This is a genomic window from Pseudarthrobacter sp. Y6 (genome assembly GCF_050156205.1).
In the GTDB taxonomy this organism is placed as follows: domain Bacteria; phylum Actinomycetota; class Actinomycetes; order Actinomycetales; family Micrococcaceae; genus Arthrobacter.
Genome location: NZ_CP189574.1, coordinates 2,681,759 through 2,705,039 on the forward strand (window position 1 = coordinate 2,681,759; position 23,281 = coordinate 2,705,039).

19 protein-coding genes are annotated in these 23,281 nt (G+C 66.0%); 5 read left to right on the plus strand and 14 right to left on the minus strand.

The genetic code is table 11. From position 1 onward, the window contains the following. Positions 1-18 precede the first annotated feature (18 nt). From ACQCSW_RS12930 to ACQCSW_RS12940, 3 genes are all read left to right on the plus strand, one after another. Positions 19-1,344, plus strand: coding sequence for an HRDC domain-containing protein (locus tag ACQCSW_RS12930; protein ID WP_426986436.1), 1,326 nt, complete (start codon positions 19-21; stop codon positions 1,342-1,344). Positions 1,345-1,465: 121 nt separating this feature from the next. Beyond that, positions 1,466-2,746 (plus strand): thiolase family protein, encoded by a 1,281-nt coding sequence (locus tag ACQCSW_RS12935; protein WP_426986438.1) that lies wholly within the window; start codon positions 1,466-1,468, stop codon positions 2,744-2,746. Then, entirely contained in the window at positions 2,743-4,959 is a 2,217-nt protein-coding gene (locus ACQCSW_RS12940) for a 3-hydroxyacyl-CoA dehydrogenase NAD-binding domain-containing protein (protein ID WP_426986440.1), read from the plus strand. The genes ACQCSW_RS12935 and ACQCSW_RS12940 overlap by 4 nt, the downstream gene beginning before the upstream one ends. Here ACQCSW_RS12940 and ACQCSW_RS12945 read toward each other — a convergent pair. The 11 genes from ACQCSW_RS12945 to ACQCSW_RS12995 all read right to left on the minus strand — a co-directional run bounded on the left by ACQCSW_RS12945 (position 4,945) and on the right by ACQCSW_RS12995 (position 19,864). Then, positions 4,945-6,474, minus strand: a complete 1,530-nt coding sequence (locus tag ACQCSW_RS12945) for an ABC transporter ATP-binding protein (protein ID WP_426986442.1) — start codon at positions 6,472-6,474, stop codon at positions 4,945-4,947. The genes ACQCSW_RS12940 and ACQCSW_RS12945 overlap by 15 nt on opposite strands. A 2-nt stretch (positions 6,475-6,476) precedes the next feature. Further along, positions 6,477-7,220 (minus strand): energy-coupling factor transporter transmembrane component T, encoded by a 744-nt coding sequence (locus ACQCSW_RS12950; RefSeq protein WP_426986444.1) that lies wholly within the window; start codon positions 7,218-7,220, stop codon positions 6,477-6,479. 10 nt (positions 7,221-7,230) lie between these two features. Then, positions 7,231-8,073 (minus strand): ECF transporter S component, encoded by an 843-nt coding sequence (locus ACQCSW_RS12955; protein ID WP_426986446.1) that lies wholly within the window; start codon positions 8,071-8,073, stop codon positions 7,231-7,233. A 119-nt stretch (positions 8,074-8,192) separates the two neighbouring features. Then, a complete protein-coding gene (locus ACQCSW_RS12960) occupies positions 8,193-9,239 on the minus strand; it encodes a nucleoside hydrolase (protein WP_426986448.1) in 1,047 nt (348 codons plus the stop codon). 12 nt (positions 9,240-9,251) lie between these two features. Then, entirely contained in the window at positions 9,252-10,229 is a 978-nt protein-coding gene (locus tag ACQCSW_RS12965; RefSeq protein WP_426986450.1) for an aldo/keto reductase, read from the minus strand. A gap of 10 nt (positions 10,230-10,239) precedes the next feature. After that, positions 10,240-10,800, minus strand: a complete 561-nt coding sequence (locus ACQCSW_RS12970) for a hypothetical protein (RefSeq protein WP_426986452.1) — start codon at positions 10,798-10,800, stop codon at positions 10,240-10,242. Next, on the minus strand, positions 10,797-11,414 hold the full coding sequence (locus ACQCSW_RS12975; protein ID WP_426986454.1) for a DUF402 domain-containing protein: 618 nt from the start codon (positions 11,412-11,414) through the stop codon (positions 10,797-10,799). Before ACQCSW_RS12975 ends, ACQCSW_RS12970 begins: the two co-directional genes overlap by 4 nt. After that, positions 11,411-13,384 carry a 1-deoxy-D-xylulose-5-phosphate synthase gene (gene dxs, locus ACQCSW_RS12980; RefSeq protein ID WP_426986456.1) on the minus strand — a complete coding sequence of 658 codons (1,974 nt, stop codon included), beginning with the start codon at positions 13,382-13,384 and terminating at the stop codon, positions 11,411-11,413. Before dxs ends, ACQCSW_RS12975 begins: the two co-directional genes overlap by 4 nt. A gap of 129 nt (positions 13,385-13,513) precedes the next feature. Next, entirely contained in the window at positions 13,514-16,324 is a 2,811-nt protein-coding gene (gene acnA, locus ACQCSW_RS12985; protein ID WP_426986458.1) for an aconitate hydratase AcnA, read from the minus strand. Positions 16,325-16,475: 151 nt separating this feature from the next. Then, positions 16,476-17,891, minus strand: a complete 1,416-nt coding sequence (locus ACQCSW_RS12990; RefSeq protein WP_426986460.1) for a class I SAM-dependent RNA methyltransferase — start codon at positions 17,889-17,891, stop codon at positions 16,476-16,478. Beyond that, on the minus strand, positions 17,888-19,864 hold the full coding sequence (locus ACQCSW_RS12995) for an APC family permease (RefSeq protein WP_426986462.1): 1,977 nt from the start codon (positions 19,862-19,864) through the stop codon (positions 17,888-17,890). Before ACQCSW_RS12995 ends, ACQCSW_RS12990 begins: the two co-directional genes overlap by 4 nt. 118 nt (positions 19,865-19,982) lie before the next feature. Between ACQCSW_RS12995 and ACQCSW_RS13000 the strand changes: the two genes are divergently transcribed. Further along, positions 19,983-20,654, plus strand: coding sequence for a TrkA family potassium uptake protein (locus ACQCSW_RS13000; RefSeq protein ID WP_354250702.1), 672 nt, complete (start codon positions 19,983-19,985; stop codon positions 20,652-20,654). Further along, positions 20,654-21,403: a potassium channel family protein gene (locus ACQCSW_RS13005; RefSeq protein ID WP_426986464.1), complete on the plus strand. Its 750-nt coding sequence runs from the start codon at positions 20,654-20,656 to the stop codon at positions 21,401-21,403. The genes ACQCSW_RS13000 and ACQCSW_RS13005 overlap by 1 nt, the downstream gene beginning before the upstream one ends. Here the strand turns inward: ACQCSW_RS13005 and ACQCSW_RS13010 are convergent. The 3 genes from ACQCSW_RS13010 to ACQCSW_RS13020 are packed head-to-tail and all read right to left on the minus strand — an operon-like array spanning position 21,370 to position 23,196. Beyond that, positions 21,370-22,122: a DUF3159 domain-containing protein gene (locus tag ACQCSW_RS13010; protein ID WP_426986466.1), complete on the minus strand. Its 753-nt coding sequence runs from the start codon at positions 22,120-22,122 to the stop codon at positions 21,370-21,372. The two genes, ACQCSW_RS13005 and ACQCSW_RS13010, sit on opposite strands and share 34 nt — an antisense overlap. Further along, a complete protein-coding gene (locus tag ACQCSW_RS13015; protein ID WP_426986468.1) occupies positions 22,119-22,481 on the minus strand; it encodes a hypothetical protein in 363 nt (120 codons plus the stop codon). Before ACQCSW_RS13015 ends, ACQCSW_RS13010 begins: the two co-directional genes overlap by 4 nt. Beyond that, on the minus strand, positions 22,474-23,196 hold the full coding sequence (locus ACQCSW_RS13020) for a DUF3710 domain-containing protein (RefSeq protein ID WP_426986470.1): 723 nt from the start codon (positions 23,194-23,196) through the stop codon (positions 22,474-22,476). Before ACQCSW_RS13020 ends, ACQCSW_RS13015 begins: the two co-directional genes overlap by 8 nt. Between the last annotated feature and the right edge of the window lie 85 nt (positions 23,197-23,281).

Consider the following 23,281-nt stretch of genomic DNA (forward strand, 5'->3'; position numbering starts at 1 on the left):
CGGTAAGCTGAAGGCATCATGACCCCTCATATTCCGGAAAACACCACCGGCGCTCCGGCTGCTGATACCACTCCCCACATCACGGTGGAAGGCTTCGACAGCCAAGTCCCCGTTGTCATTGACCTTGACGCACCGCGCGACGGCGTGCCGCTGGTTATCGAAACGCAGTCCGGGCTGGAGCGGTGTGCGGCAGCCATCGCCGCCGGAACAGGGCCCGCAGGGGTTGATGCAGAACGGGCCTCAGGATTCCGGTACGGCCAGCGCGCGTTCCTGGTGCAGATCCGGCGCGAAGGCTCCGGTACCTGGCTGATCGATCCTGAACCGTTCGAGAACCTGTCCATCATCAACGATGCGCTCCAGGGGGTGGAATGGATCCTGCATGCAGCCAGCCAGGATCTGCCCTGCCTGCTGGAGTTGGGCATGTGGCCGGACAAGCTCTTTGACACGGAGCTCGCCGCGCGGCTGGCCGGGCTGCCACGCGTTGGCCTGGCTGCCGTCATCGAACAACTGCTCGGTTTTGGCCTGGCGAAGGAACATTCGGCCGCCGACTGGTCCACCCGGCCCCTGCCCGAGCCGTGGCTGCGCTACGCCGCCCTGGACGTGGAAGTCCTGACCGAACTGCGCGAAGAACTCATCGAACTGCTGCAGGCCGACGGCAAGCTGGAATATGCGGAGCAGGAATTTGCCGCAATCCTTGCCGCGGGTGTGGCCCCTCCCCGGGTTGACCCCTGGCGCAAGACGTCGGGCCTGCACCAGATCCGTGACCGGCGCCAGCTGGCCGCGGTCCGCGAAATGTGGCTGGAGCGCGATTCCCTGGCACAGAAGCGCGATGTGGCGCCGGGACGGCTGATTCCTGATTCCGCCCTGGTGTCCGCCGCCAAGGCCATGCCATCCACCGTTCCCCAACTGCTCGGCACCAAGGGCTTCCATGGCCGTGCGGCTCAGCGTGAGGCACCCCGGTGGCTCCGGTGCATCGCCGCTGCCCGCGATCTTGAGGACCTTCCGCCGCTGCACCTGCCTACCAACGCACCACCCCCGCCGCGGGTGTGGTCCGATCGCGACCCCGAGGCCGCCGCACGCCTGTCCAGCGCCCGCCCGCTCCTGCAGGAGAAGGCGGACGAGCTGAACCTTCCCGTGGAGAACCTGCTGACGCCGGACTACCTGCGCCGCGTGGCGTGGCGTCCGCCGTCGGATATTACCGAGGAAGCTGTGGCCACTGAGCTGCGCACCCTCGGTGCCCGCGACTGGCAGATCGGAGTGGTCGCGCCGCTTCTCACTGACGCTTTCCTCAACCCGCAACCGCTGCCGGCCAAGGAAAATAAGGCAACCGCAGCCACCGAGTAAACGCCCCTTCACCGAGCCTTGCACACCATGTTACTGGCGAGTAACATGGTGTGCACTGCCGTCCCGCCGAGTGCTGCCCTTTGGCCTCCGGACGGCGCCAACGTCTCGATGAGGAGTAAACGTGAGCCACCACGTAAGCAGCGGGTCCCCGCGAACTGTCCGCGACGTCGTTTTTGTTGACGGCGTCCGCACACCCTTCGGCCGGGCCGGCGAGAAAGGCATCTACGCCGGAACCCGCGCCGATGACCTGATGGTGAAGTGCATCCGCGAACTTCTGCGCCGCAACCCCACCCTGCCCGCGGCCCGGATCGACGAAGTCGCAGTCGCCGCCACCACCCAGACCGGCGATCAGGGACTGACCCTCGGCCGCACAGCCGCCCTCCTGGCAGGGCTCCCCCGCACCGTCCCCGGATTCGCCATCGACCGCATGTGCGCCGGAGCCATGACCGCAGTCACCACAACGGCGAGCGGCATCGGTTTCGGCGCCTACGACGTCGTCATCGCCGGCGGGGTGGAGCACATGGGCAACCACCCGATGGGCTCCGGCGCCGATCCGAACCCGCGATTTATGTCCGAGCGGCTGGTTGACCCTGCCGCCCTGAACATGGGCAACACGGCCGAAAACCTGCACGACCGTTTTCCCGCCATCACCAAGGAACGCACGGACGCCTACGCGGTTGCCTCGCAGGACAAGCTCGCAGCCGCCTACGCCCAGGGCCAGATCCAGCCTGACCTCGTTCCGGTCGCTACCCTGAAGCCGGGACAGGGGTGGACGGTGAACAGTGTTGATGAGCCGCCCCGCCCGGATACCACGCTCGAGGACCTGGCGGCCCTCCGGACTCCCTTCCGAGCCCACGGCCGCGTGACGGCAGGCAACGCCGCCGGCCTGAATGACGGCGCTACTGCCGCCGTCCTGGCGTCCTCAGAGGCCGCCGCGGAACTGGGCCTGCCGGTCAAGATGCGGCTGGTCAGCTACGCCTACGCGGGCGTCGAGCCGGAGGTCATGGGCATCGGGCCCGTGCCCGCCACCGAAAAGGCCCTCAAGAACGCCGGCCTCAGCATTGAGGACATCGGACTTTTCGAGATCAATGAAGCATTCGCCGTGCAGGTCCTGAGCTTCCTGGACCACTTTGGAATTTCCGACGACGACTCCCGCGTTAACCGCTACGGCGGCGCCATCGCGGTGGGCCACCCCCTCGCGTCCTCCGGCGTCAGGCTGATGAACCAGCTCGCCCGGCAGTTCGAAGAAGACCCCTCCGTCCGGTACGGGATCACCACCATGTGCATAGGCTTGGGCATGGGCGCCACCGTCATCTGGGAAAACCCGTACCACTCCGATTACAGCGGTGCCGTCGTAGCAGCGGCAGCGAACGAAGCAACCACCGAAGGAGCCGCCGCATGAGCGCCGCCGATTTCACCAAGCTTGCCGAGCTCTTCCCCGACGAAACCGTGACCCACTCGTACGTCCAGGACATCACGCTGCCGGCCGGCCCCGGCCAGCAGAGCCCCGGAGTGTTTGCGCTGATCACCCTGGACAACGGCCTGGACCACTCCAAACCCACCACGCTGGGCCCCAATACCCTGGTAGAACTGGGCACGGTCCTGGAGGGCCTGAAGGGTCGTGCGGCCCGCGGCGAGATCGTGGGCGTGGGCGTGACCGGCAAGCCGTACTTCCTCGTGGCCGGCGCTGACCTGTCCGCGGTGAAGTCGCTCGAGGACCGCGATCATGGCCTGTGGATGGCGCAGCTCGGGCATGACGTTTATGCCACACTGGCCAACCTCGGCGTCCCCAGCTTCGCGTTCATCAACGGCGTTGCCTTGGGCGGCGGTCTGGAGATCGCCCTGCAGTCCTCGTACCGCACGGTGTCCACCGGCGCCGGTGCGCTGGCGCTTCCCGAGGCCTTCATCGGCCTGGTCCCCGGCTGGGGCGGCGTCTACATCCTGCCGCGCCTGATCGGACCCGAGAACGCGGTCAAGGTGATGATCGAGAACCCGCTCAGCAACAACCGGACGCTCAACGGGCCCCAGGCCGTCCAGCTCGGCATCGCCGACGCCCTGTTTGAACCGGCAGACTTCCTGGAACAGTCCCTCGCCTGGGCGGCCATGGTCATCACCGGCGAGGTGGTCCCGGCACGGGCCAACGCCGTGGACCCCGCTGAACCCGCCGTTGCCGGGCGCTGGTCCGCAGCCGTCGCCGCCGGCCGGACGTTTGTGGAGGCCAAGACCTCCAACGCCTCTCCTGCGCCGGCCAAGGTCCTGGACCTCCTCGAAGCCAACCGGACCATGTCCCAGGCCGAATCGGCAGCCCTCGAGTGCGAAACCCTCGCCGGTCTGATGCAGACAGACGAGTTCCGCGCCACCGTATACGCATTCCTGGACCTGGTCCAGAAGCGTTCCAAGCGGCCCGCCGGCGCACCGGACCGTAAGCTCGCCCGTCCGGTCACCAAGATCGGCGTCGTGGGTGCGGGCCTCATGGCCAGCCAGCTCGCCCTTTTGTTCGCCCGCCAACTCAAGGTCCCCGTGGTGATGACGGACATCGACCAGGCCCGTGTGGACAAGGGCGTGGGCTACGTCCATGCCGAGGTGGACAAGCTCCTCGGCAAGAAAAGGATCAGTCAGGACGCAGCCAACCGCACCAAGGCGCTGGTCACGGGATCGGTCTCCAAGGAAGCCTTCGCGGACGCCGACTTTGTCCTCGAGGCTGTCTTCGAAGAGCTAAACGTCAAGAAGCAGGTCTTCGCCGAGGTGGAAGCAATCGTCTCGCCGGACTGCATCCTCGCCACCAACACGTCCTCGCTGTCCGTGACGGCCATGGCCGAAGACCTCGCGCACCCGGAACGGCTGGTGGGCTTCCACTTCTTCAACCCGGTGGCCGTGATGCCGCTGCTCGAAATCGTGCGCGCGCCCAAGACCGACGACGCCGTGCTGGCCACCGCTTTTGAGCTCGCCAAGGGCCTGAAGAAGACCGCGGTCCTGGTCAAGGATGCGCCGGCCTTTGTGGTCAACAGGATCCTGCTGCGGCTCATGGGCGAAGTGACGGCCGCCTTCGACGAAGGAACCCCTGCGGACATTGCCGACACCTCGCTGCGCCCCATGGGCCTGCCGATGACCCCGTTCACGCTGGGTGCCATGGTGGGCCTGCCGGTGGCCCAGCATGTCCAGGAGTCCCTGCACGCCGCCTTCGGAGACCGCTTCGCCGTGTCCACGAACCTGCAGAAACTGATCGAGAACGGCGTGAAATCACTTTGGGCCCCGGCGGCCGACGGCTCCCGCGAGATCCCGGAGTCCACCCTGTCGCTCATGTCCTTTGGCACGTCACCGTCCACCGGAGGCGACGTGCTGCGCCGTGTCCAGGATGCCCTGGCCGAAGAGATCGGGCTGATGCTGGATGAGGGCGTGGTGGCCGGTCCTGAAGACATCGACCTCTGCATGATCCTCGGCGCTGGCTGGCCGATGTTCCTGGGCGGCATCACGCCATACCTGGACCGTGTGGGCGCCTCAGAGCGGGTCAACGGCAGGCGGTTCCTCCCACCCGGCGTAGCCTCCGGTGTGGCGGTTCAGTCCTCGGAATCAGTCAGCCCGTATCCAGCAACCCCGGAATCAGTCCGCGGGTAGCAAGCGGCCGGCGTCGAGGCGCACCAGCCGGTGCGCGATGGACCGAGCGTAGTCCAGGTCGTGGGTGACCAGCACGACGGCGGCGCCCTCCGCCGTCGTGCTGCGCACCACCCGGTCCAGCGCGGCCAGGCCATAACCGTCCAGGGCAACGGTCGGCTCGTCCAGGGCAAGGACTGAGGGACGCCGGGCCAGCACAGTGGCCAGGGCCAGAAGCCGCTGCTGGGACGCGGGCAGTTCGGCCGGATGCCGTCCGGCAAGGTGCTCCAGGCCAACGGCGGCGAGTGCTTGCTGCACCGCCTGGTCAGCCGCTGGCTGCCGGCGCTCGAGTCCGAAGCGGACTTCCCGTTCCGCCGTCCGCTCAAACAGCTGGTCCCTGGGCTGCTGGAAAAGGAGTCCGACCTCGGCGGCCACGCGTCCCGCCGGCTGTCCGCCGATGTTCCGCCCTTTGACCAGCACACTGCCTGCCGTGGGTTGAAGCAAGCCGTTGAGGTGCCTCAGTAGTGTGGATTTTCCCGCGCCGTTGGGACCTGCCACCGCCAGGATCTCGCCCGCACTGACGGCCAGGCTGAGTCCGTGCAGGACAATGTCAGCCGGCGGGCCCGGTTGTGCCCTGAACCAGCTTCGGCGCTGCGCCCCCCGGTACGCGAACGATATGTCACGCAGTTCCAAAGCCGGCGGACCGGCAAAAGCTGATGAATAGCCTGCGTCTGCCAGCGGCCGGAGACCCGTATGCGGGCGGGGGCGGACCACGCCCGCCACTTCCAGCGCCCCGGCAGCCACGATTTCTGCCGGCGAGCCAGCCGCAGCTACGGTACCGCCGGCAAGGACCAGCCAGGTATCGGCGTTGCACAGGAAGGCATCAGCCCGCTGGCTCAGGATCACGACGGCGGTGCCGTCCCGTACGACGTTCCGCACCAGGGCAGCGAGGTCTTCGGCTCCGTCCGTGTCGAGGGAGGCGAAGGGCTCATCCATGATGAGAACTGCAGGGCGGGAAATGACTGCGCAGCCGATGGCCAGGCGGCGCAACTGACCGCCGGAAAGCGTGGCAGGATCCCGGTCCAGCAGCCGGGTTAGGCCGGTCAGCGCTGCCGTGTGCCGGACGGCGCTGGCCATGCTCTCACGGTCAACCCCCGCGTTTTCCAGTCCAAAGGCCAACTCCTCGGCCACCGTGGCACGGACCGTGGACACGGCGGCGGCGGGATCCTGCGGCACAAAGCCCACCTGGCGGCCCCAACTGCCGGGATCGATCCGCGGATCGGCAGTTGTTCCGGCGAACCGGAGGCGCGTGCCGGCAAGCTCGAGAAAGCCCGTGAGTGTCCCACCGTCCCCGGGCAGCAACCAGCCAGCGAGCAGCCGTCCCAGTGTTGACTTTCCGCTGCCGGATCCGCCGAGCACGGCTGTCAGCGATCCCGCGGCGAAGGACACGTCAAGTCCCGCCAGAACCGGTTCCTGCTCGCCGGGGAAGACAAATTCTTCGATACCCGCAGCCAGAGCCGGACGTGAGCTTCGCGACATTACTAAGCACCCGCCGTCGGCTGCCAGAGGCGGGCGGCGATGGCCGCCACCGCCGCGAGCAGCAGAACCACGCGCGCCCACCGCTGGGCCGGAGGGTCGGGAACGTCCCGGTAACTCGTGCGTGGCCCGGAACTGCCGAAACCGCGGGCCTGCAAGGCCGCCGCGCGGGTGCCTGCTTCCTCCACGAGCGACAGCACCAGGGGAACCGCCTGCCACCGGAACGCGCCCGCGCGCCCGACAATTCCAGGCCTGATCACCAGGCCACGCGCTTCCTGGGCCTGCCGGATCCGCCCCAGCCGTGAGCTGATGGCCGGCAGCAGCGTCAGGGTGGAGGCAACCACAAACGCGAACCGCGCGTGGACGCCGCGGGTGGACAGGGCGGCCACCAGGTCCGGGACGCTTGTGGTGAAGGACCACAGCAGCAGCACCAGCACCGCGGCGGAAACCTGCGAAGCCCGCTCGAAAGCAAAATGGAGGCCTTCCACGGTGACGCGCGCCGGGCCCCACTGCGCCAGCACCGTGGTGCCCTCAGGAAAGAACAGTCCATGCATGGCCAGCAGCGACAGGACCAACGGAACCAGGACGACCGTCACCGCCGGCAGCATCCGGCGCGCCACTCCCCCGGCTACCGACAAGCCAGCGGCCGCGGCGATCACGGCGACGGACAGCGGCCAACTGGCAGCCGCCGTCGTGATGACTGCTGTGCTGCCGGCAACCGCAAGCGACGTCAGGGGATGAAGGCGCATCAGGGCTGGGTTAGGAGTCCTGGCCGGTGGACTGGCCGATCGGCTGGCTGGCGGATGTTCCCGCGAGCACGCGGTACCGCCGGACGAACGGGAACTGCAGGCGGACCCGGCGCGGCAGGGCGTACACCAGCACGGCCACCAAGGTGAAGACGATGGCTTTGTCCATGGGGTCCGAGATCAGGGCCTGCTTGGTGATGGCTGCCAGGAGGGTGTCACCCATGGAGCGGAAGGCGCTGACGATCGCGCCGGTGGCCAGGCCGGAGGTGCCGCCGAAGACGAACGCGGCAACGGGAGCGGAGACCACACCGCCGATGATGCCGGCCAGGAAGCCCGCCACCGGTGCCAGGTAGAAGCGCCGGAACACGCCGTGGCGCGCTGCGACGCCGGCCAGGAAGCCGATCAGGGCGGCACCGGCGGCGAACGGCAGGACGGTGGGGTTGAAGAAGGACCAGACGATGCTGCTGAGGGCACCCGTGGCTGCCCCGGCGGCGGGTCCGGCCAGGACGGCGATCAGGACGGTGCCGATGGCGTCGAGGTAGAACGGCACCAAGGTGCTGCCCACGAACTGGCCCAGGACAATGTTCAGCACCAGTGCCACAGGAATCAGCACCAGCGTGGACACGGGCAACGTTGGCAGGACGCCGATGATCAGCAGCACGGCGCCAACCAGGAAGCCGGACAGGGCGATCAGGGCCGAGGCGCTGCCCGGGCCACCGGTGATGTCCGCGGGCTGGTTCAGGACCAGGTAGATGTACGTGCCGGCGATGGCCACCGCTCCGAGGGTTTCCAGCAGGCGGCGGTTCCGGGCAGTGGCCGGCGTGTGGGGCGGCAAGGTGAGGGAGTGCGATGACATGGCGTTCCTTCGAAGGGTGCAGGCTGTGGCGCCCGGATGGCCCGGGCGGTGCGGAGCGCTGCCTATGTCACCTCGGCGGCAGCCGGGGGCGTCTGCGCCGGCCCGGTACGCCCATCATTCTACCGGGGAAGTGCCCGGTCCTGGCCGACGCTGCGGGCCAGGCGCCCGAGGGAGGCCACCAGTTCATCGAAGGCCTGCGCCGGGTTATTGTCAGAAACGATCCGGGCATTATGCGGCTGGTTCCACAGGTTCCGGTAGTCCGCCACAGTGGTCCCCATCAGCATGGCGGAATCAACCTCCACGTCCACCGTGGCCGGGCGGGTGCTGTAATCCAGGGTGCCGGCTGCCACGCCGGCGGCAAAAAAGTCGTGGACATGCGCCAGGTAGCCCTGGTCATAGTGCCGGTGGAATTCAAAGTAGAAGCGCAGCGCGTCGGACAGGTGCCGCACCAGAGTGTTATCCGAGGTACTCCTGAGCCCTTCGGCCTGTTCCGGCAGCACGAGTTCCTCCACCGCGCAGCCTGCCGCTGCGGCCAGCCGCTGCACATGCTCCGGACGCATCTCCATCCGCTCCGTGGTGTCCAGGGAACAGACAATGGGCAGCCGGTCCGCCGGCAGGCCCCGGTAGGCGGCATAAACTTCCTTAGCCGCATGCGGATCAACATGCGTATTCCACTCTGCCGTGGGTGTGGTGTTCCCCTGGTGGTAGAAACTGCCGCCCATGATCACTACCTTGCCCAGCAGCTCGGGCAGCCGCGGTTCACGCCGGATGGCCAGGGCGAAATTGGTCAGCGGCGCCGTGATCAGGGCCGTGAGCTCCCCCGGATGGGCGCGGGCAGCCTCCACCCAGACGTCTGCGGCGTGCCGCGCCGACACTTTGCCCGACGGCGCGGGCAGGACTGCATGCCCCAGCCCTTGGGGACCATGGGTTTCCGGCGTTGTCACCAGCGGAATGCTCAGCGGAACCAGTGCCCCAACGGCGACCTCCACGTTGCGCCGGCCGCACAGCTCCAGCAGCGCCAGGGTGTTGATCGCCACCTGCTGGGCATCCACGTTTCCCGGGGACGCTGTTATGGCCACGAACTCCACCTCCGGCAAGGAGGCCAGGTAAGCCAGCGCCAGGGCATCGTCGATCCCGGTATCCACGTCCAGCAGCAGCCTGGTCATCGGCAGGGTTTCCTAAAAGAGCGCGACTTTAGGGACCTTCGGGAAGATCGCATCCAGTTCCGCGAGCTCCGCCGGTGACGGCACCCAGGCAACAGCGGCCGCGTTTTCGCGGATCTGCTCCGGCCTTGTGGCTCCGGCGATCACGCTGCTGACGGCAGGCTGGGCCGCGAGCCAGGAGAATGCCACTTGGATCTCGGTCAGGTCACGTTCCCCAGCGAAGGAACTGAAACGCTGGAGCTGGTCCCAGTCGGCGTCGTGCACCATGTTGGTCCGTGTATGGCTCAGCCTCGAGCCGGCCGGAGCAGAGCCCGGCGAATACTTGCCCGACAGCAGGCCGTTGGCCAGCGGGAAATAGGGCAGGACGCCCAGACCGTAGGCTTCTGCCGCGGGGGTGACTTCCAGTTCGGCCCGCCGGTCCAGGAGGTTGTAGTGGTTTTGCGTGGAGATGAAACGCGTGCCGCCGGCCGCCCTGGCCACAAATTCCGCCTCGGCAATCTGCCAGCCGGCACGGTTTGAGTGTCCGATATAGCGGACCTTGCCGCTGGTGACCAGGTCATCAAGGGCACTCAGCGTCTCCTCGATGGGAGTCAGGGGGTCCGGGGTGTGGAACTGGTAAAGGTCGATCCATTCCGTGCCCAGCCGCCGCAACGAGGCCTCTACCGCGCGGACAATGTAGCGCCGGGACCCTCTGGCTCCGAAGTCGTTGCCGTTGGCACCCCGGACATCCATGCCGAATTTGGTGGCTACCACCGCATCATTCCGCTTGCCGGCCAGGGCCTTGCCCAGCATCGTCTCGCTGAGTCCGGGCTCGCGCCCGTAGTTGTCGGCGACGTCGAAAAGCGTCACGCCGGTGTCCAGGGCGGCATGGACGACGGCGTCGGTCCCCGCCTGCGATTCGGTCACCGTGTTGGCGCGGCCCAGGTTGTTGCAGCCGAGCCCCACCGCGGAGACGGTCAGACCGGAGTTTCCCAGGCGTCGGTAGTCAGGCATGGATTTCCCCCTAGAGGCTGAAGGTGTTGGCAGGCTTCGCAGAGTGCTTGAGTTTGAAGTTTTCCGGTTCGCCGTAGGAGGCGGCACCGATGCTCAGCTTGGTGAAGTCGAGGTCTTCTCCGCGGCTGCAGACCTTGATGGCGCTGACGGCCTTGTTCACGTCGGGGCAGAGGCAGACGATGTTCAGTTTGTAGTCGCTGAACTCCGAGCGTTCCACGGTTCCCAGGCCACGCCAGGCCAGGTGGCTGATGAGGGCGTCTTTCGCCTTTTCCTCAAGGTAGCGGTCACGGTCGGTGCCCTCCTTGGTCTTGAGGGCGAACTGCGCCACCACCCAGAACTGGTCCTCGTCGGGGATTTCGGCGAAGCCGTCCTCAGCGCACTGCACGGCGAAGGCATCCATCAGGCCCTCCACCGCAGCGGCATCTGCCACATCGGTCTCTTCGGTCTTGCTCTGGTGGCCAACTACGCCGTAGTTCATCACAAACTGGCTGTAGTCCTCGTCGAACCAGCCTTCACGGAAGTGAAGTACTCCTTCGTCGTCCCGTTTGTAGACCCTGATGATTCCGCTCATGACCGTCCCTTCGTGAACCACTCGACATCTGTTCCGTCGAATGGTGCGTGCTGTGCCTTGACGGCCTGATAAAGCTCGTCCGCAGCCGCTTGGATGTCATCCACCAGCAGGTCCGGGTAATTCATAGCGATGCGGTGCTCGGCGAACTCGTCCTGGTCATCGATGAAGACGCCCCGGCCGGCCATGCGGATCACGTCCAGGTCCATGTCGATCACATGGAACTCGGTGACCGCCGGCCGGATGTCCGTCCACTCGTGGGAGACGGCGAGGTCCACGTAGACCCTGACGCCGCTGGGGTGGGCGTCGTCGTAGAACGTGGCAACCCAGTCTCCGGACCGCGGCACCAGCAGCACGGCGTCGGACGCTGTGTAAAAGGCTGCGCCCGGACGCGAACAGAATTCATTGGTTCCCTGGAAGATCCACCAGCCGTGCCGGTCTTCGCCGAGGTACCGCCCGGGGACCACCCAGTGGGCTTTTCCGTTCCATTTCCGGTTGCGGGCCACCACCAGCTGGCCCGGCTGCAGTCCCGCGGGAACGCGGGTGGTGCTCGAGTGCCGCGCCGGGCGTGGATCCCCGACGGCGGCCGGGTACTTCAGAGCATCCTCTTCCTTCACAGGATGGGCAGGCTGCCGGTGGTGGGGTGCTCCTGGCCTGGCAGGGGACGCGCGAAGGGGACCTTTGTGCCCAGAACCTGGGCGACGACGTCGTGCGTGATCTGCTGGGCCGTCAGCCCGACGCGCTCAAGCACCTGGCTGCGCGTGCCGTGGTCCAGGAACTCCGCCGGGAGCCCCACTTCATTCAGGGCCGTGTCAACGCCGGCGGCACGCATTTCCTGCCGGATCCGCGATCCGACGCCGCCTGCCCTGACACCGTCCTCGATGCAGATGACCAGCCGGTGGTGGGAGGCCAGCGCAATGATGGAACGCCGCACGGGCAGCACCCAGCGCGGGTCCACCACGGTGGTGCTGATGCCTTGGGCGCCCAGGCGGTTGGACACGTCCAGGGCCAGTTCGGACATGGCTCCGACGCTGACAATCAGGACGTCGTTTTCGGTGGACCCTGCCGGCCGGCGGGCCAGCACGTCAACACCGTCGCCCAGGCGTTCGATGGCCTCCACTTCGGCGCCCACGGTGCCCTTGGAGAAGCGCACCACAGTGGGGGCGTCATTGATGGCCACGGCCTCGCGCAGCTCTTCCCGCAGCCGGGCGGCGTCACGCGGCGCGGCAAGGTGGAGTCCGGGAACGATCTGGACCATTGCCATGTCCCACATGCCATGATGGCTGGCCCCGTCCGGTCCGGTGACGCCGGCACGGTCCAGGACGATGGTGACGCCGGCTTTGTGCAATGCCACGTCCATCAGGAGCTGATCAAAGGCACGGTTCAGGAAGGTGGCATACACGGCCACCACGGGGTGGAGCCCACCGAAAGCCATGCCGGCGGCGGACGTGAGCGCATGCTGCTCGGCGATGCCGACGTCGATCACCCGGTCCGGGTGCTTGGCCGCAAACTTGTGCAGGCCCACGGGAATGAGCATGGCCCCGGTGATGCCCACAATGTCGGGGCGTTCATCGGCGATCGTCGCGATCTCGTCAGCAAAAACAGACGTCCAGGACTGTGCCCCGGAGACTCCCGTCGGTTCACCCGTCTCCGGATCGATAATGCCGACGGCGTGGAACTGGTCCGCTTCGTGGGCCCGGGCCGGGGCGTAGCCGTGGCCCTTTTCGGTCATGGCGTGGACAATCACCGGTCCGGCGTAGTTCCTGGCCGTGGACAGTGCGTGCTCCATGGCCTGCAGGTTGTGGCCGTCGACGGGGCCGATGTACTTCATGCCGAGGTCTTCGAACATGCCCTGCGGCGCCCACCAGTCCTTGATGCCCTTTTTCATGGCATGCAGGCTCTTGTAGGTGAACTGGCCGACGGGGCCGCTGTTCTGGAGCTTCTTCTTCCACCAGTCCAGCGTGCCCTCATAGGCAGGGGCGGCGCGGAACGAGTCGATGGTGGGGCGCAGTGAGGCAAGGTAGTCCGCGAAGCCGCCCACAGTGGGGGCATAGGAGCGGCCGTTGTCGTTGACGACGATCACCACGCGGCGGCGCTTGTCCGCCGCAATGTTGTTGATGGCTTCCCAGGCCATGCCGCCGGTCAGCGCACCGTCTCCGACGACGGCGACGGTGTAGCGCTCCGACTCGCCGGTGAGCTGCCTGGCGCGGGATATGCCGTCCGCCCAGGAGAGGGAAGAGGAAGCATGCGAGCTTTCCACAATGTCATGCTCGGACTCGGCGCGGGACGGGTAGCCGGACATGCCGCCCTGCTGGCGCAGGGTACTGAAGTCCTGGCGGCCGGTGAGGAGCTTGTGCACATAGGACTGGTGGCCCGTGTCGAACACGATGCTGTCCCGGGGCGAATCGAAGATGCGGTGCACGGCAAGGGTCAGTTCCACAACGCCGAGGTTGGGGCCGAGGTGTCCACCTGTCTGGGAGACGTTGGTGATCAGGAAACTCCTGACCTCAGCGGCCAGCTCTTCGAGCTGCTCTTGAGACAGCTGGTTCAGGTCCTGCGGATTCCGGATGGTGTCCAAGATTCCCAATGACCCCTCCTTCGGGTGGTAGACGTGCCTGTTAACTCTAACGCCTCGCGGAAAATGCAAAGCCGAAGCCCCGGCTGGTCGGTGACCGGCCGGGGCTTCGAAAGCGTACTGCGTGGGTTCAGATTCCGGCTAGTTGGCGGAGATCTGGCGCAGGACGTACTGCAGGATGCCGCCGTTGCGGTAGTAGTCGGCTTCGCCCGGAGTATCGATGCGGAGTACTGCATCGAAGGACTTGGCGGAGCCGTCTTCAGCGGTGGCGGTGACCTTCAGGGTCTTGGGCGTGGTGCCTTCGTTCAGGGCAATGACGCCCTCAACCGAGAAGGTTTCCGTGCCTGTCAGGCCCAGGGTGGCTGCGGATTCTCCAGCCGGGTACTGCAGGGGCAGGACGCCCATGCCGATCAGGTTGGAGCGGTGGATGCGCTCGTAGCTCTCGGCGACGACGGCCTTGACGCCCAGGAGCGCGGTGCCCTTGGCAGCCCAGTCACGCGAGGATCCGGAACCGTATTCCTTGCCCGCCAGGACCACCAGCGGGGTGCCGGCGCCCTGGTAGTTCTGCGCGGCGTCGTAGACATATGCCTGCGGGCCGTCAGCCTGGGTGAAGTCGCGGGTGAAGCCGCCCTCGACGCCGTCCAGGATCTGGTTCTTGATGCGGATGTTGGCGAACGTGCCGCGGATCATAACTTCGTGGTTGCCACGGCGTGAGCCGTAGGAGTTGAAGTCCTTGCGCTCCACACCGTTGGCCAGCAGGTACTGGCCGGCGGGGGTGTCCGACTTGAAGGAACCGGCCGGGGAGATGTGGTCGGTAGTGACCGAATCGCCCAGCTTCAGCAGCACGCGTGCGCCGGAGATGTCCTGGACGGGTTCCGGCTCAGCCTTCATGCCATCGAAGTACGGGGGCTTCCGCACGTAGGTGGAGTTCGGGTCCCAGGCGAAGGTGTCACCGGCCGGGGTGTCGAGCGCCTTCCAGCGTGCGTCGCCGTCGAAAACGCCTTCGTAGCCGCGGGCGAACATGTCCTTGTCGATCGAGGAATCGATGACCTGCTGGACCTCAACCGGGTTGGGCCAGATGTCCTTCAGGAAGACGTCGTTGCCGGCTTCATCCTTGCCCAGGGAATCGGTGTCGAAGTCGAAGTCCATGGAACCGGCCAGGGCGTACGCGATGACCAGCGGCGGGGAGGCCAGGTAGTTCATCTTCACGTCCGGGTTGATCCGGCCTTCGAAGTTGCGGTTACCGGAAAGCACCGCGGTGACGGAAAGGTCGTTGGCCTGGATGGCCTCGGAGATTTCGGCGTCCAGCGGTCCGGAGTTACCGATGCAGGTGGCGCAGCCGTAACCCACGATGTAGAAGCCGAGCTTCTCGAGGTACGGGGTCAGGCCCGACTTGTTGTAGTAGTCGGTGACAACCTTGGACCCGGGAGCCACGGAGGTTTTGACCCACGGCTTGGAGGTCAGGCCCTTGTCGACGGCGTTGCGGGCCAGCAGGGCTGCGGCCAGCATCACCGAAGGGTTGGACGTGTTGGTGCAGGACGTGATCGAGGCGATTGATACCGCTCCGTGGTCCAGCTCGAACTCGCGGCCGTCTTCAGTCTTGATGTGCACCGGGTTGGACGGGCGCCCGTGGGCGCCGTTCGCTGCGGACACAACACGGCTGGTCTCGGTGGTGTGCGAGTCGGCGTGCGTGAAGGACGGGGCGTCCGATGCGGGGAAGGACTCGTCCAGGGACTCGTCCACGCTGCCGTCTTCGATGGCGACGTAGCTGTGGATGTCCTTGCGGAACTGTTCCTTGGCATCCGTCAGCTCAATGCGGTCCTGGGGACGCTTGGGGCCGGAGATGGAGGGAACAACCGTGGACAGGTCCAGCTCGAGGTACTCGGAGAACTTGATCTCGCGGGAAGCATCGTGCCAGAGGCCCTGTTCCTTGGCGTAGGACTCCACGAGTGCCACGTTTTCGTCCGAGCGGCCGGTGAGGCGCAGGTAGTCCAATGTGACGTCGTCGATGGGGAACATTGCGGCGGTGGAGCCGAATTCCGGGCTCATGTTGCCGATGGTGGCGCGGTTGGCCAGCGGCACTGCCGCAACACCTTCGCCGTAGAATTCCACGAACTTGCCCACCACACCGTGCTTGCGCAGCTGCTCGGTGATGGTCAGCACCACGTCCGTGGCGGTGGCGCCGGCCGGAATGGAGCCGGTCAGCTTGAAGCCCACAACACGCGGGATGAGCATCGAGACAGGCTGTCCCAGCATGGCCGCTTCGGCTTCGATGCCGCCAACGCCCCAGCCCAGGACACCCAGGCCGTTGACCATGGTGGTGTGCGAGTCGGTGCCGACGCAGGTGTCCGGGTAGGCACGAAGGACGCCGTCGATTTCGCGGGTCATGACCGTGCGGGCCAGGTATTCGATGTTGACCTGGTGCACAATGCCGGTTCCCGGGGGAACAACCTTGAAGTCGTCGAATGCGGTCTGGCCCCAACGAAGGAACTGGTAGCGCTCGCCGTTGCGCTGGTACTCGATCTCCATGTTGCGCTCCAGTGCGCCGGAGTTACCAAAAGCGTCGGTCTGCACGGAGTGGTCAATGACCATTTCCGCAGGAGCAAGGGGGTTGACCCGCTTGGGGTCGCCGCCGAGTTCCTTGACCGCTTCACGCATTGTCGCCAGGTCAACCACGCAGGGGACGCCGGTGAAGTCCTGCATGATCACGCGGGCAGGCGTGAACTGGATTTCTGTATCGGGCTGGGCATCAGGATCCCAGCCAGCCAAGGCACGCACGTGATCGGCCGTGATGTTCGCGCCGTCCTCGGTCCTCAACAGGTTTTCAAGCAATACCTTGAGGCTGAACGGAAGGTTTTCTGCACCTTCAACGGAGTTCAACCGGAAAATTTCGTATTCGGTTCCGGCTACATTAAGTTTGCCTTTTGAACCGAAGCTGTCCACAGTGCTCATCGCAGGACTCCTCTCGCAACAGTTTCATCTTTGTCGCGCGGTAGACCGCTTACTAGTTAGGCAGGCCTAATTAGTGCTGGCCACAAAGTTGCAGGAGGTCAGCCGTGAATACGGGGCGCGACGGGGGATTACTACCGCAATCCTAGTAGCATCACTGACCCGGCGTCAGTAACGCCACCGTCTCCAGATGGTGGGTGTGCGGATAGAGATCAAAGGCCCGCAGGCCCGCCAGGGACCAGCCTGCCTGCTGGAAGTACCCCACGTCCCGGGCAAACGACGCCGGATCACAAGACACGTAGGCGATGGCCCGGGGCCCGGCGGCGATCAGCTGGCTGACCACGGGCTTCCCGGCGCCCGCCCGGGGCGGATCCAGCACGATGGCGTCGAAATTCCGCGGCTTCTGGCGGAGAACACGTTCCACCCGGCCGTGCTCGATCTCCACCTGCGGCGCACCATGAAGGTTCTTGCGGGCGTCGCGGCTGGTTCCCGGCGCACCTTCCACCGAGAGAACGGACCCGGTCTCCCCCACCGCGTCAGCCAGCGGAGCCGTGAACAGCCCGGAGCCGGCGTAGAGGTCGGCCACCACGGAACCCGGCGCCAGAAACCCGCCAGCGTGGAGGAATTCTGTGACGGCCCCCACAAGCGTTCCGGGCGCGTCGCGGTGGATCTGCCAGAAACCGGCGCCGGTGACCCGGTAGTCGTGGCCGGCTGCCGACTCCTGGACCCAGGTCCGACCCCGCAGCTGCGCAACTTCACCGGTCAGGGGGTCGAAAGTAGCCACGGAAACGTCGTCCGGAAGCTGTGCTGCGATCGCACTGAGCCGCTTGGGCTTGGTGCGGGGAGCAGGAGCCAGCAGCACCAGTGGGCGTGAACCGTTCGACGGCGCCGCCACCTCCACACGTTCGATGCCTGTCAGGTCGATGTCCCACAAGCGCAGCCGGTTGATGCGCTCCGTTGCGAGCGGCATGTCCCGGACAGGAATAATATGGTCAGAACGGTGGGCGTGCATGCCCAGTTTTCCGCCCGGCGTCACCGAGAAACTGGCGCGCGTCCGCCACCCAAGGCCAGTGCCGGCGTCGTACTTTGAATCCGTCCCCTGGCCGGAATCCGCCCCGCTCGCGTCCACGGCCTCAACGAGGTTTCCGAGGTCCAGCCCTCCGGGCAGGCGTTCGACGGCGGCGAGCCGCTGAAGCTGTTCGGCCAGTACAGCCGACTTGAGCGCGCGCTGGCGGCCCAGCGAGATGTGGCCGAATTCGGCTCCGCCCACCGGCGGATGCCCGTGGGCCCAGGCGCGGAGGGAATCCGCCGGACGCCAGAAGTGCTCCACACGGTCCGGGGAGGCGTCCAGCACCTCGACGACGTCGGCGCGCCAGAACTTGGCTGACTCCCCCGCGTCGGTGAGGCGCGCGCGTACTTTTTCACCGGGGATGCCGTGCCGGACAAAGATCACCCTGCCCTCATGGCGGGCCACGCAGTGGCCGCCGTGGGCCACCGGACCGACGTCGAGCACCAGGTCGGTGGGGGCTGCCGTGGCAGCTGCGGAGTTGGTCTGGGTGTGGGGGTTCATCGGATATCCTGCATGTTTTTGGCTTCTTCGGACGATTTCAACTGCCACGGGACACTGGCCACCATCACGCCAGGTTCAAAGTGCAGCCGGGTTTTGATGCGCAGCGCTGTCTGGTTGTGAACCAGCTGTTCCCACCATTTACCGACCACGTATTCGGGGATGTAGACCACGATGAGGTCACGGGGGGAATCACGGCGCATGTTCTTGACGTATTCCATGATGGGTGTAATGGTTTCCCGGTACGGGCTGGCGAGCACGGTCAGCGGCACGGGGATCTCGAGCTTTTCCCAGTCGGCAACTGTGTGCGCGGTTTCCGCTGCGTCAATGTCCACCGTGATGGCGTCCAGCCGCGACGGCCGCGAGGCCCGTGCGTAGGCCAGGGCGCGCAACACAGGCTTGCGCACATGGGACACCAACAGTACCGCGTGGACCCTGGACGGCAGGGCCCGCGGCGAAGAATCCTCGTCCACGGCAAGCTCCTTGGCCACATTGTCATAGTGCGCCCGGATGCTCCACATGATCAGGAACAGCACCAACATGGCCAGCAGGGCAATCCACGCGCCTTGCTGGAACTTGGTGATCAGGACGATCACCAGCACAAGGGCCGTCATGCCGAACCCGATGCTGTTGATGGTGCGGGACTTAACCATCCGGCGTCGGGCGGCTTTGTCCTTGGCGAGCTTGAGGTGCCTCCCCCAGTGCCGGATCATGCCCAGCTGGCTGAGGGTGAAGGAGATAAAAACGCCCACGATGTAGAGCTGGATCAGTTTGGTGACGTCGGCGTTGAACGCGAGGATCAGCACCAGCGCTCCGGCGGCCAGTGCAAGGACACCGTTGCTGAACGCCAGGCGGTCACCCCTGGTCCGCAGCTGGCGCGGCAGGTAGCCGTCCTGGGCCAGGATGGAACCCAGTACCGGGAAGCCGTTGAAGGCGGTGTTCGAGGCAAACACCAGGATCACACCCGTGGCCGCCACCACGATGAAAAAGGGGATGGACCCCGGCCCGAAAACAGTCTGCGCGATCTGGCTGATGGCTGGGCTCTGGATGTAGCCGTCCGGCAGCGGCAGGCCGTCGTTCAGGAACTCCGTGGCCGGGGCCAGCACGATGTGGACCTTGGTGGCGTTGGCGAGGTACATGATGCCCGCCAGCATTGTGGCGCCGATGACGCCGAGCAACAGCAGCGTGGTGGCCGCGTTTTTGCTTTTGGGTACCTTGAAGTTGGGCACACCGTTGCTGATGGCTTCAACACCCGTCAGCGCAGCGGCACCGGAGGAGAACGCGCGCAGCAGCAGGAAGGCGCCGGCCAGGCCCACCAGCCCTTCGTCGAAACCGGGGGCCGGCACAATCTCAAAGGCCGCTGACGGTGCTTCACGCAACTGGCCAGTGGCGGCCTGGAAGACACCCACCGCTGTCATCCCGAGGATCGAGGCCATAAAAATGTATGTGGGGACGGCAAAAACGCTGCCGGCTTCCTTGATGCCGCGAAGATTGACGAGGGCCAGGATAACGACGCCGATGGTAGCGAACAGGGCCTGTTGCCCATGCAGGGAAGGCACCGCCGTGGTGAGGTAGGTGGCCGCCGAGGACATCGAGACAGCCACCGTCAGGACGTAGTCCACCAGGAGCGCCGAGGCCACCGTCAGCCCGGAAAACTTACCTAGGTTCTCGTTAGCGATCTCGTAGTCTCCGCCGCCGGAAGGGTAAGCGTGCACGTTCTGCCGGTAAGACGCCACCACCGTGAGGAGGACAACCATGACGGCCAGGCCCACCCACGGCGAAAAGGCCACTGCACTCACGCCGGCCAGGGCCAGTGTCAGCAGGATTTCATCGGGCGCGTAGGCCACGGAGGACAATGCGTCGGAAGCGAAAACCGGAAGTGCTATCCGTTTCGGGAGCAAGGTATGGGCGAGCCTGTCATTCCTGAAGGGCCTGCCCACCAGCACCCGTTTCACGGCATTCAATATTGTCAGCACTCCACAAAGCTAGTCTGATTCCCCGCCCATGTCATGACGGCGTCCGGGCGGCTGGAGCACGCGCGCTGCCGGTAGAGTTCTAGCAGCAGCAACAGGCTACGGAAATTAGGGAGACACGGTGGCGCATTTCGTGATCATGGGATGTGGCCGGGTAGGGGCCACCCTGGCGCACACGCTGGAAGACGCAGGTCACTCCGTCGCCATCATCGACCAGGATGACCGCGCGTTCCGCCGGCTTCGGCAGGGCTTCACCGGGCGCAAAGTCACCGGGGTGGGCTTCGACCGGGACACGCTCCAGCAGGCGGGCGTGGCCGAGGCCTACGCCTTCGCCGCCGTTTCAAGCGGTGACAACTCCAACATCCTGGCCACCCGCGTGGCGCGCGAAACGTTCCACGTCCCCCACGTTGTGGCCAGGATCTACGATCCCGGCCGGGCAGAAATCTATCAACGGCTCGGTATCCCCACCGTTGCCGCCGTCCGGTGGAGCGCAGACCAGGTATTGCGCCGCATCCTGCCTGAACAACATCTGGCCGGCGATTTCCGCGAGCCTTCCGGCCGACTGGTCCTCGCCGAAATGGATCTGGATGCCGGCTGGATCGGCCACCGGATCAGTGAGGTCGAAAAGGTTGCCGACATCCGGGTGGCGTACCTCACGCGGTTCGGCGAGGGCATGCTCCCCGAATCCGGGACTTCCTACCAGGACGGCGACACAGTCCACGCCATGCTGCCGGTGGACCGCAGTTCCCAGGTCGCCCAGATCCTGGCCAAAGCACCCGCCAAGGAGTTGTAGTGAAAGTTGTCATCGTCGGTGCCGGCAGCGTCGGGTCATCGATCGCCAGGGAACTGCTGGCCCACAAACACGAAATCCTGCTGATCGATCTCAAGCCTGAGGTCATCGGACGCAGCGGGCTGCGCGGCGCGCATTGGCTGGTGGGCGACGCGTGCGAGCTCAGCACCCTGCAGGGAGCGAAAGTGGAGGAAGCCGACGTCGTTGTTTCAGCAACGGGCGATGACAAGGTGAACCTGGTGGTCTCGCTCCTGGCCAAGACCGAATTCGGCGTCGGCCGCACAGTGGGCCGGGTCAACAACCCCAAGAACGACTGGATGTTCAACGACTCGTGGGGCGTGGACGTAGCCGTCAACACACCCCAGCTGATGACCGCGCTCGTGGAGGAAGCTGTGGAGATCGGTGACCTGGTCCGGCTCCTGACTCTGCAGACCGGCGTCGCTTCGCTGGTGGAGTTCACGGTGCCGCACGATTCCTACGTCATTGGCCTGACGGTCGGCGACATCCGTTGGCCTGAGGACTCCACGCTGGTGGCGATCCTCCGGGACCACGCGCCCATCACTCCCAGCCGTGACGACGTGATCGATGGCGGCGACGAACTGTTCTTCATCACCACCATCGCGGCCGAGGACGAGTTGCGTGCGCTGCTGTCGCCCGAATCAGCAGGCGAGCCGGAGGACGACGCGGATGAGCCCGAAGGCGTGCAGCCTGCCGAAACTCAGGCGCCGGAGGACGACGGCTTCGACGGCTGATCCGACGGCGGGGCGTCGGCGTCCGCCGGTACCGGCCGGGTGAGCAGCCAAGCGATCCAGACGCCCAGGATATAGAGCGGCGCCCCCATGATCAGGCGGGTCGTGGCCAGGGCGGCCAGTCCGTCCGCGCCCATCAGGTACAGGGGAACCTGGACGACCAGCCGAAGTATCAGGACCGCCACGATGATCCATGTGCCCAGGCGGTACGCCTTAAGCCGCGCGGGGTCCTTGCGCCAGTCCAACCCTTCGTTGCGGATGATCCCGAACAGCAGGCCGGCCACCGGCCACTTGATCGCGATGGAGATCACCATGGCGAGGATGTAGGCGATGTTGGTGAAGAAGCCCGGGAGGTAGAAATCCTCAGCCTTGCCCGTGGTGTTGGCGAGCCAGGCCGAGATGCCCACCCCCACCACTCCGGCGAGGGCCTGGGTCAGCGGGCGCCGCTGGACGAGGCGTACCACCGTAAAGACGGCGGCGGAGGCCAGCGCGGCCACCAGCGACGGCGTCAGATCCCGGGTGATGGTAAAGGCAATCAGGAAGACCAAGCCGGGCACAATGCTCTCGGCGATGCCCTGGAATCCGCCCGCGCTCTTGAGGACATCGATCCGGCCGTCATGGGTGCGGTGCAGGCCGGCTTTGGCTGCAAAGCCCTCAGCAAGTCCCTTCACGGCGGACTCCTCGGGCTGCTTGGACGGCTCGGGCTGCTGGGGCGAGGTCATTCGTTCTCCTGGCGGGAAAGTATTTCATAGCGGGGATTGAACATGGTGGGCAGGCCGTGGCTTTGGGACAGCATGCCCTCGAGGCGGACTTCGGTCCCTGCAGCGATGCCCGGTACTCTGCGCCGCCCCAGCCAGACCACACGCAGGCGGCCGCCCCTTCCCTGGGCCCGCTTGGCGCCGGACTGGCGAATGTCGGGGTCCGAGACAATGGCAGTGAAGGCGGCGTTCTGGTCTGCGGGCATGTAGGTGACCGATTCGATGTGCCCCTGGCACACCACCCTCCCCCGTTCCGGCAGCCGGCTGACGGGCATCCCCGCGTCCGGGGAGGAGTCCGGGGGACCTTGGCGGGAATCAGCCAATCTGTGTTGTTTCCGGACCACGTTCAGGGCCCTTGAATTCGGGTGAAGCAGGCGGCGGGGTGACGCTGGCATCCTTGGGCAGCCGCAGTTGAAGCAGGTCCCGGGGCGGCATGGGGCTGTCGCCCCGGATGACCACAATCTTGCGGAACAGGGACTCAAGCGGTGCCGCTGCCTCGCGCTCCATCGCTGCCGCGCCGCCCAGGACGCCGCGCAGGAACCATCGCGGACCGTCAATGCCGATGAAGCGCGCCACCCTGTAGCCTTGGCTGCCGTCCTGCGCACCAGCGGGCAGTTTGGCGATCAGTTCGGTTCCGAAGCCACCCTGGACTTCTTCAACCTGTCCGCCCTGGCTTCCCACGGACTGACCGATCTGTTCGCGGATCTCGTCCCACAGTCCCTCGGTCTTGGGTGCAGCGAACGCCTGCAGCTGAAGGCTGGAGCCGTTCAGGTCCATGGTCACGGCGACCACGCGCTGGGTGGCTTCCTCAACTTCGAGCCGGAGCTGGAGCCCTTCGCTCGGGGAGATCAGCAGCGCACCGAGGTCAACGTAGCCGTCGCGGCTGGAGACCTCGGAAACATCAAAGGGGCCCGCGGCCCGCCGCCCGGCGTCCGCCGAGGCCGTGTCAGCGGCATACGTTGATTCCGCCGAGGCCTGGGATTCGTCCGGGTCGGCCGATTGGTCCTTCTTTGATTTCCTGCCGAGCCCAAAAACCATGGGGTTTGTCTCCTTAGTTGTGAAAGTGACTCGCCGGCCTGGAGGTCCCGTCGGAAGTCTTGACTGCCGCGGGCAACCGCCGCTG